At 70.1% G+C, this 7,178-nt stretch carries 7 protein-coding genes; 4 read left to right on the plus strand and 3 right to left on the minus strand.

Annotated features, from left to right (window positions below; all coding sequences use genetic code 11):
- The 4 genes from AOK23_RS14580 to AOK23_RS14595 all read left to right on the plus strand — a co-directional run.
- Nucleotides 1–1,815: ATP-binding protein (locus tag AOK23_RS14580; RefSeq protein ID WP_240496388.1), on the plus strand; the 1,815-nt coding region annotated here is incomplete at its 5' end.
- A 10-nt stretch (nucleotides 1,816–1,825) separates the two neighbouring features.
- Nucleotides 1,826–2,239 (plus strand): roadblock/LC7 domain-containing protein, encoded by a 414-nt coding sequence (locus tag AOK23_RS14585; RefSeq protein ID WP_004983065.1) that lies wholly within the window; start codon nucleotides 1,826–1,828, stop codon nucleotides 2,237–2,239.
- Nucleotides 2,240–2,337: 98 nt separating this feature from the next.
- On the plus strand, nucleotides 2,338–2,907 hold the full coding sequence (locus AOK23_RS14590; protein ID WP_055515379.1) for a DUF742 domain-containing protein: 570 nt from the start codon (nucleotides 2,338–2,340) through the stop codon (nucleotides 2,905–2,907).
- Complete coding sequence (locus tag AOK23_RS14595; protein WP_009314218.1) at nucleotides 2,888–3,469, plus strand: GTP-binding protein; 582 nt, start codon at nucleotides 2,888–2,890, stop codon at nucleotides 3,467–3,469. The genes AOK23_RS14590 and AOK23_RS14595 overlap by 20 nt, the downstream gene beginning before the upstream one ends.
- Before the next feature lie 561 nt (nucleotides 3,470–4,030).
- Here AOK23_RS14595 and AOK23_RS14600 read toward each other — a convergent pair.
- From AOK23_RS14600 to AOK23_RS14610, 3 genes are all read right to left on the minus strand, one after another.
- On the minus strand, nucleotides 4,031–4,222 hold the full coding sequence (locus tag AOK23_RS14600; protein WP_055713145.1) for an acyl-CoA carboxylase epsilon subunit: 192 nt from the start codon (nucleotides 4,220–4,222) through the stop codon (nucleotides 4,031–4,033).
- 57 nt (nucleotides 4,223–4,279) lie between these two features.
- Nucleotides 4,280–5,863 (minus strand): acyl-CoA carboxylase subunit beta, encoded by a 1,584-nt coding sequence (locus AOK23_RS14605; RefSeq protein WP_055713146.1) that lies wholly within the window; start codon nucleotides 5,861–5,863, stop codon nucleotides 4,280–4,282.
- A gap of 164 nt (nucleotides 5,864–6,027) precedes the next feature.
- The coding region (locus tag AOK23_RS14610) for a polysaccharide lyase family 8 super-sandwich domain-containing protein (RefSeq protein ID WP_240496389.1) at nucleotides 6,028–7,178 on the minus strand (1,151 nt) is incomplete at its 5' end.

The raw sequence follows: 7,178 nt of genomic DNA on the forward strand, positions 1-7,178 counted from the left end.
CGGCTCGCCGCCGAGCAGGCCCTGCTGCGGGGCAACATCAACGCGATCTTCACCAACCTCTCGCGCCGCAACCAGTCCCTGATCGAGGGCCAGCTGACCCTCATCACCGACCTGGAGAACAACGAGGCCGACCCCGACCAGCTGGAGAACCTCTTCAAGCTGGACCACCTGGCCACCCGTATGCGCCGCAACGGCGAGAACCTCCTGGTCCTCGCCGGCGAGGAACCCGGCCGCCGCTGGGACCAGCCCGTCCCCCTCATCGACGTGCTGCGCGCCGCCTCCTCCGAGGTGGAACAGTACGAGCGCATCGAACTGTCCGGTGTCCCCGAGGCCGAGATCCACGGCCGCGCCGTCACCGACCTCGTGCACCTGCTGGCCGAGCTGCTGGAGAACGCCACCACGTTCTCCTCCCCGCAGACCAAGGTCCGCGTCACCGCGACCCGTCTCCCCGACGGCCGCGTGATGATCGAGATCCACGACAAGGGCATCGGCCTCACCGCCGAGGACTTCGCGGACATCAACCACAAGCTGGCCAACCCGCCGACCGTGGACGCCGCGATCTCCCAGCGCATGGGCCTGTTCGTGGTCGGCCGCCTCTCCGACCGGCACGGCATCCGCGTCCAGCTCCGCCCGTCCGGCGAGCAGGCCGGCACGACCTCCCTGGTCATGCTCCCGGACGTCATCACCCACGGTGGCGGTGGCGAGCAGCAGCCGCAGGCGGACCAGTTCACGGTCTCCCAGATCATCCCGGAGCAGCAGCACGCGTTCCAGCAGCAGCAGAGCGTCCCGATGCGCACCGCCGCGGAGCTGGGCTTCGACGACAGCCGCTACGAGATACCCAACGACATCCGCGAGCTGGACCCGGTGGGCCGCTCCCTGATGCGTGAGGAGCGCCGTGCGGCCCTGGAGGCCCAGACGCACGGTCAGAACCCGGCCATCGAGCCGCCGCGCTACGGCGACGACTTCCAGGCGCCCGAGCCGTCGTACGACAACGGCGCGACGGCCTATGTGGACCAACAGCGGGCCTACGACCAGCAGACGGCGTACGAGGAGCCGCAGCAGCCGTCGTACGACGAGGCGTACTTCGGTCAGGGCGGCGCCGTACAGAACGGCAACGGGCAGCTGCGGGGTGGGAACGACACGTTCTCCGCGACCGGCGGTTACCCGGAGCCCGCCTATGCGGAGCCCGCGCAGGAGGAGCAGGCCCCGGCGGCCCCGGAGACCTACTCGGGCTTCGAAGAGTCGTCCTATCAGGACGACTGGCCGCAGCAGCAGGACTACCAGAGCTCCTACCGCTCCGAGTACGCTCCGGAACCGGAATCTTCGCAGGCCGCTGACGTGAAGGAGCCGGACCGCGTAGGCTTCGACCGTCCGGGATCCACTCCCTCCGCCGGCCACGCGCTGACCGACGCCGGCCTCCCCCGCCGCGGGTCCACCGCGAGCATGGGCGGCACGAGCGCGGGCGCCGTGAACGGACGACAGGATGTGTCCCAGGGCCAGCCGACGACCGGGGGGCCGAACGGCGACTGGCGCTCGGCCAACGACGAGCGCTGGCAGCAGGCGTCCCAGTTGAAGAAGCCGAAGGCGGGCGGGGTCACCTCCTCCGGCCTGCCGCGGCGGGTACCCAAGGCCAATCTGGTCGAGGGGGCCGCCACGGCGACCCCGCAGGGAGGTCCACAGATCTCCCGCGCTCCCGAGGACGTCCGGGGCAGGCTGAGCAACCTGCGACGGGGTGTCCAGCGAGGGCGCAACGCAGGCAGTGAAACGAACGGCCAGGGCTTCGGTCCTGACAGCACCTACAACCAGGAGCGTTAGTGTGAGCCCGATGAGCCAGGCGGCACAGAACCTGAACTGGTTGATCACCAACTTCGTGGACAACACCCCCGGGGTGTCCCACACGGTGGTGGTCTCCGCCGACGGACTCCTTCTGGCGATGTCCGAAGGGTTTCCGCGCGACCGAGCCGACCAGCTGGCGGCCGTCGCGTCGGGTCTGACCTCTCTGACCGCGGGTGCCTCCCGCATTTTCGAAGGTGGCAGCGTCAATCAGACGGTTGTGGAGATGGAGCGGGGATTCCTGTTCATCATGTCCATTTCCGACGGTTCCTCGCTCGCCGTTCTCGCACATCCGGAAGCCGACATCGGCCTCATCGGGTACGAGATGGCCCTTCTGGTGGACCGTGCCGGCACGGTCCTGACGCCCGATCTTCGTGCGGAGCTCCAGGGCAGCCTGCTCAACTAACAGTGAGACGGTGCGTTTTGGCGTCCCGGGGCCGTAAGGTTTCGGGACGCGGCTTCCAATGAGCCATGGATGCCAGCACAGTCGGAGGAGGAGAGAACGTGGCAACACCCCCAGGCGGTTCATCGTCGGGCAACTGGTCCTACCCTGGCCAGGGGCCGGGCCAGGGTGACCAGAATCGGTACAACTTCCCCTCCGCACCGAGCCGCCAGCAGCCGTACGCACCGCAGGGCCCCGGCCCTTCGCCGTACGACCAGCCGCCGGCGCCGCGCATCCAGCCGGTACAGCCGCAGCGCCGCAGCCCCGAGCCGTCTCCCGCGGGAGGGGCGAGCAACCCCCTGGTGCGCCCGTACGCCATGACGGGCGGCCGCACCAGGCCGCGCTACCAGCTCGCCATCGAGGCGCTGGTGCACACCACCGCGCAGCCGCACCAGATGCAGGGCCAGCTGCCCGAGCATCAGCGGATCTGCAACCTCTGCCGGGAGATCAAGTCGGTGGCCGAGATCTCGGCCCTGCTGACGATCCCTCTCGGCGTGGCCAGGATCCTCGTCGCCGACTTGGCGGAGGCGGGCCTGGTCGCCATCCATCAGCCCGGCGGCGACGAGAACGCCGGCGGCCAGCCAGACGTGACACTGCTCGAAAGGGTGCTCAGTGGACTTCGCAAGCTCTAGCGGCGGTCCTTCCCGCTCCACCACCTCAGCGAAGATCGTGGTGGCGGGTGGCTTCGGCGTGGGCAAGACCACGTTCGTCGGGGCCGTCTCGGAGATCAACCCGCTGCGTACCGAGGCCGTCATGACGTCCGCTTCCGCGGGCATCGACGACCTCACCCACACCGGAGACAAGACGACGACCACCGTCGCCATGGACTTCGGCCGTATCACCCTGGACCAGGACCTGATCCTGTACCTGTTCGGCACGCCCGGCCAGGACCGTTTCTGGTTCATGTGGGACGACCTGGTCCGTGGCGCCATCGGCGCGATCGTGCTTGTCGACACCCGGCGGCTGGCCGACTGCTTCCCGGCGGTCGACTACTTCGAGAACAGCGGGCTGCCGTTCGTCATCGCCCTGAACGGCTTCGACGGTCAGCAGCCGTACAACCCGGACGAGGTCCGTGAGGCGCTGCAGATCGGGCCCGACACGCCGATCATCACGACCGACGCGCGGCACCGGGCCGACGCGAAGTCGGCGCTGATCACTCTGGTCGAGCACGCGCTGATGGCGCGCCTGCGGTAGGTCTGCGACGCTCAGCCGTACGAAGGGGTCCCTCTCGTTGAGAGGGGCCCCTTTCGTGTTGTCGGGGCCCCTCCCGCCGCCGTGGGGGCGGGTCAGTCCGGCGACTGCGGGCTCGTCGTGGTCTGTCGCGCAGTTCCCCGCGCCCCTAGGGCCCTTCTGATGGATCTCCGTGGGAGAAGGAGCGGCGTCCGGTGCGTGCTCTCGCCGTGCCGCGTGGAAGTCCTCGTAGCGGCGCTACGTGGGCTTTCGCGCGATGCGGCGAGAGGGCGTGCCGGGGGCCGTGACGCCGCGGAGATCCGTCAGAAGGGCCCTAAGGGCGCTGAGCGGCGGCTGTGAGGATCTCCTGGATCGAGCCCATGCCGTGGCGGTCCTCCGTGCTGGAGAGGGCGGCGATCTCCAGCAGGAGGTGGCTCAGGTCCACCCCGGCCTCTACGGCCTGTCGGCTCAGGTCGTGCAGGGTGACCAGTTCGTCCCTCGTGTCGTGCCCTACGCACGCGAAAGCCCCGGTCGCTCCCCTTGTCGGGGGGCGCCGGGGCCTTCGGACGGCTGGGTGCCGCGCTGTCACCGCCAGCTGTGCGGGGCGCGGAAGCCGGGCTCGCGCTCCAGGCGGCGCCAGCCGGCGCGGGCGCGGCCGCGGTGGGCCGGGGTCTCGGCGGGCCGGGCGGCCGCGCGGGCGAGGAGCAGCGCGGTGATCGCGGCCACTTCCTCGGGTTCGGCGTGGCCCTTCTCGACGCGAATATCAGGAAGCTTCATGGAAGTCAGTCTCCGTGGATGAGGTTTCCGCAGGGGTACGGCGAAGGAACCGGCGGATTACTGCGGCGGGTTGCCGTGCTTGCGGGAGGGCAGGTCGGCGTGCTTCGTGTGGAGCATCGCCAGGGAGCGGATGAGCACGGAGCGGGTGTCCGCGGGGTCGATGACGTCGTCCACGAGGCCGCGCTCGGCCGCGTAGTACGGGTGCATCAGCTCGGCCTTGTACTCCTTGACCATGCGGACGCGCATCGCCTCGGGGTCCTCGGCGTCGGCGATCTGCCGGCGGAAGATGACGTTGGCGGCACCCTCGGCGCCCATCACCGCGATCTCGTTGGTGGGCCACGCGTAGGTGAGGTCGGCACCGATGGACTGGCTGTCCATGACGATGTACGCACCTCCGTAGGCCTTCCGAAGGATCAGGGAGATCCTCGGCACGGTCGCGTTGCAGTAGGCGTACAGGAGCTTCGCGCCGTGGCGGATGATTCCACCGTGCTCCTGGTCTACACCAGGCAGGAAGCCGGGCACGTCCAGAAGAGTGACGATCGGGATGTTGAAGGCGTCGCACATCTGCACGAAGCGCGCGGCCTTCTCGCTGGCCTCGATGTCGAGGACGCCCGCGAGCGTCTGCGGCTGGTTGGCGACGATGCCGACCACCTGGCCGTCGAGCCGGCCGAGGGCACAGATGATGTTGCGGGCCCAGCGCTCGTGGACCTCCAGGTAGTCGCCGTCGTCGACGATCTCCTCGATGACCTTGGCCATGTCGTAGGGCCGGTTGCCGTCCGCGGGGACCAGGTCGAGGAGGACGTCGCTGCGGCGGTCCACCGGGTCGGAGGCCTCCACACGCGGAGGGTTCTCACGGTTGTTCTGCGGGAGCATCGCCAGGAGGTAGCGCACCTCGGCGATGCACGTCTCCTCGTCGTCGTACGCGAAGTGCGCGACACCGCTGGTCTCGGCGTGCACGTCCGCGCCACCGAGGCCGTTCTGGGTGATCTCCTCGCCGGTGACGGCCTTGACGACGTCCGGGCCGGTGATGAACATCTGCGAGGTCTCACGGACCATGAACACGAAGTCGGTCAGGGCGGGGCTGTAGGCCGCGCCGCCCGCGCAGGGGCCGAGCATCACGCTGATCTGCGGGATGACACCGGACGCCTTGGTGTTGCGCTGGAAGATGCCGCCGTAGCCGGCGAGGGCGGAGACGCCCTCCTGGATACGGGCGCCGGCGCCGTCGTTGAGGGAGACCAGCGGGGCACCGGCCGCGATGGCCATGTCCATGATCTTGTGGATCTTGGTGGCGTGGGCCTCGCCGAGGGCGCCGCCGAAGATACGGAAGTCATGGGCGTAGACGAAGACCGTGCGGCCCTCCACCGTGCCCCAGCCGGTGACGACACCGTCGGTGTACGGCTTCTTGGCCTCCAGACCGAAGCCCGAGGCCCGGTGCCGGCGCAGCTGCTCGACCTCGTTGAAGGAGCCCGGGTCGAGCAGCAGCTCGATGCGCTCCCGGGAGGTCAGCTTGCCCTTGGCGTGCTGCGCCTCGGTCGCCTTCTCGCTCGGGCCGGCGATCGCCTGCGCACGGATCTCGTGCAGTTCGGCCACTCGCCCACGCGCGTCCGTCGGCTCACCCAGCGCCTCATCCAAAACGGTCATGTAGCGACCTTACGAAGTCGAACAAGAAAACCGGGCCGTTGACTCCGTACAGTCTCCGGCGCGTTTTCCTGGTACCCCTGAACAGAACTGTTCCGGCATGCAGCCGACCCGACTGCTCAGGGGGTGTGCGGCTTGTCGGGGTCTCACAAAGGCGGGTGGTCGCCTCAGGCGAGAGTCACGTCACAGGTGTGGGTGGCGCAGGCGGTGCCGGGGGTCACGCGGAGCCGTACACGGCGCTCTGTCGTCTCCAGCACCTCGACGGAGGCGTCGGTCCGGGCCACCGAGCGGACCGGGCCGTGCCAGGTGATCTCGACCGGCTCGCCGGTGCGCGGCGGTTCGCTCACGCAGAGGGTAGCGGTGCGGCCCCGGCGGCGGACGAGGACGCTCGCGCCGGCCGAGGCGGTGAGCGGTCCGGCCCGGCCGGCCGTCCAGAAGTTCGCCGCCGTCACGCCGAGCGGGACGACGTGGACCGCCTGGCACGCGCTGTCGTTGGCGAGGACCGACAACCACCGCCGGTCGGCGGCACGGGCGGCGACGGCGCGGCGGGACGCCCCGGGCATGAGGACGTAGACGTAGGCCGCGTCGGTGGGGTCGGTGCCGTGGTCCAGCCACAGGGTCTGCCAGCGCCGGGTGCGGCGTTCGGTGGTGCCGCCGGTGTTGATGTCGGACCAGGCGCCGGTGCGGTCCTCCCGGAGGGTGCGCAGGTACGCCCGTGTGCGGCCGGGCAGGACCCAGCCGCCGTGGCCCGCCAGGTGGGCCCAGTCCAGGCCTCGGACGAACGGGTGGTGCCCGCTGTCGTCGGGGTGCCCGAGGTTGCGGTTGTCGACGACGGTCTCGACCGGGACGCCGTCAGCGCAGCTGATCCCCGCGCCGAGGCAGATGACGGAGTCGTCGACGCAGAACCACGACTTGTGTGCCTGGAGGGTGGAGCCCAGCCCCTTGAGGTGCTGGCCGATGGCCGCGTACTCGCCGTCCGTGGTCCCGCCGACCCACCGTACGGCGGGCTTCGGCGCGCCCCACTCGCCGCCCTCCTTGTCGGCGAGGCGCTTGGTGGAGACGGTCGTGCCGGGGAGCCGGTACCAGTCGACGGTCGGCCAGAACCAGTCGGTGTACTGATCGGACCGGGCGCCGCGCCCCCTGGGCCACCACAGGGTCATCCCGGCTCCGGTGTGCCAGCCGCGCGGGTTCTCGCCGTTGCCGCACTCGTAGTGGGCGATGCGGCCGGAGGCCAGGGAGAGGGCGGCCACGAAGCCGGGGCGGCGGTGGACGGCGCGGTCCATGGCGGCGAAGAGGCGGTGCCCGACGGGGTCGGGGG

The sequence above is a fragment of the Streptomyces torulosus genome, from assembly GCF_001419765.1.
Taxonomy (GTDB): Bacteria; Actinomycetota; Actinomycetes; order Streptomycetales; family Streptomycetaceae; genus Streptomyces; species Streptomyces torulosus.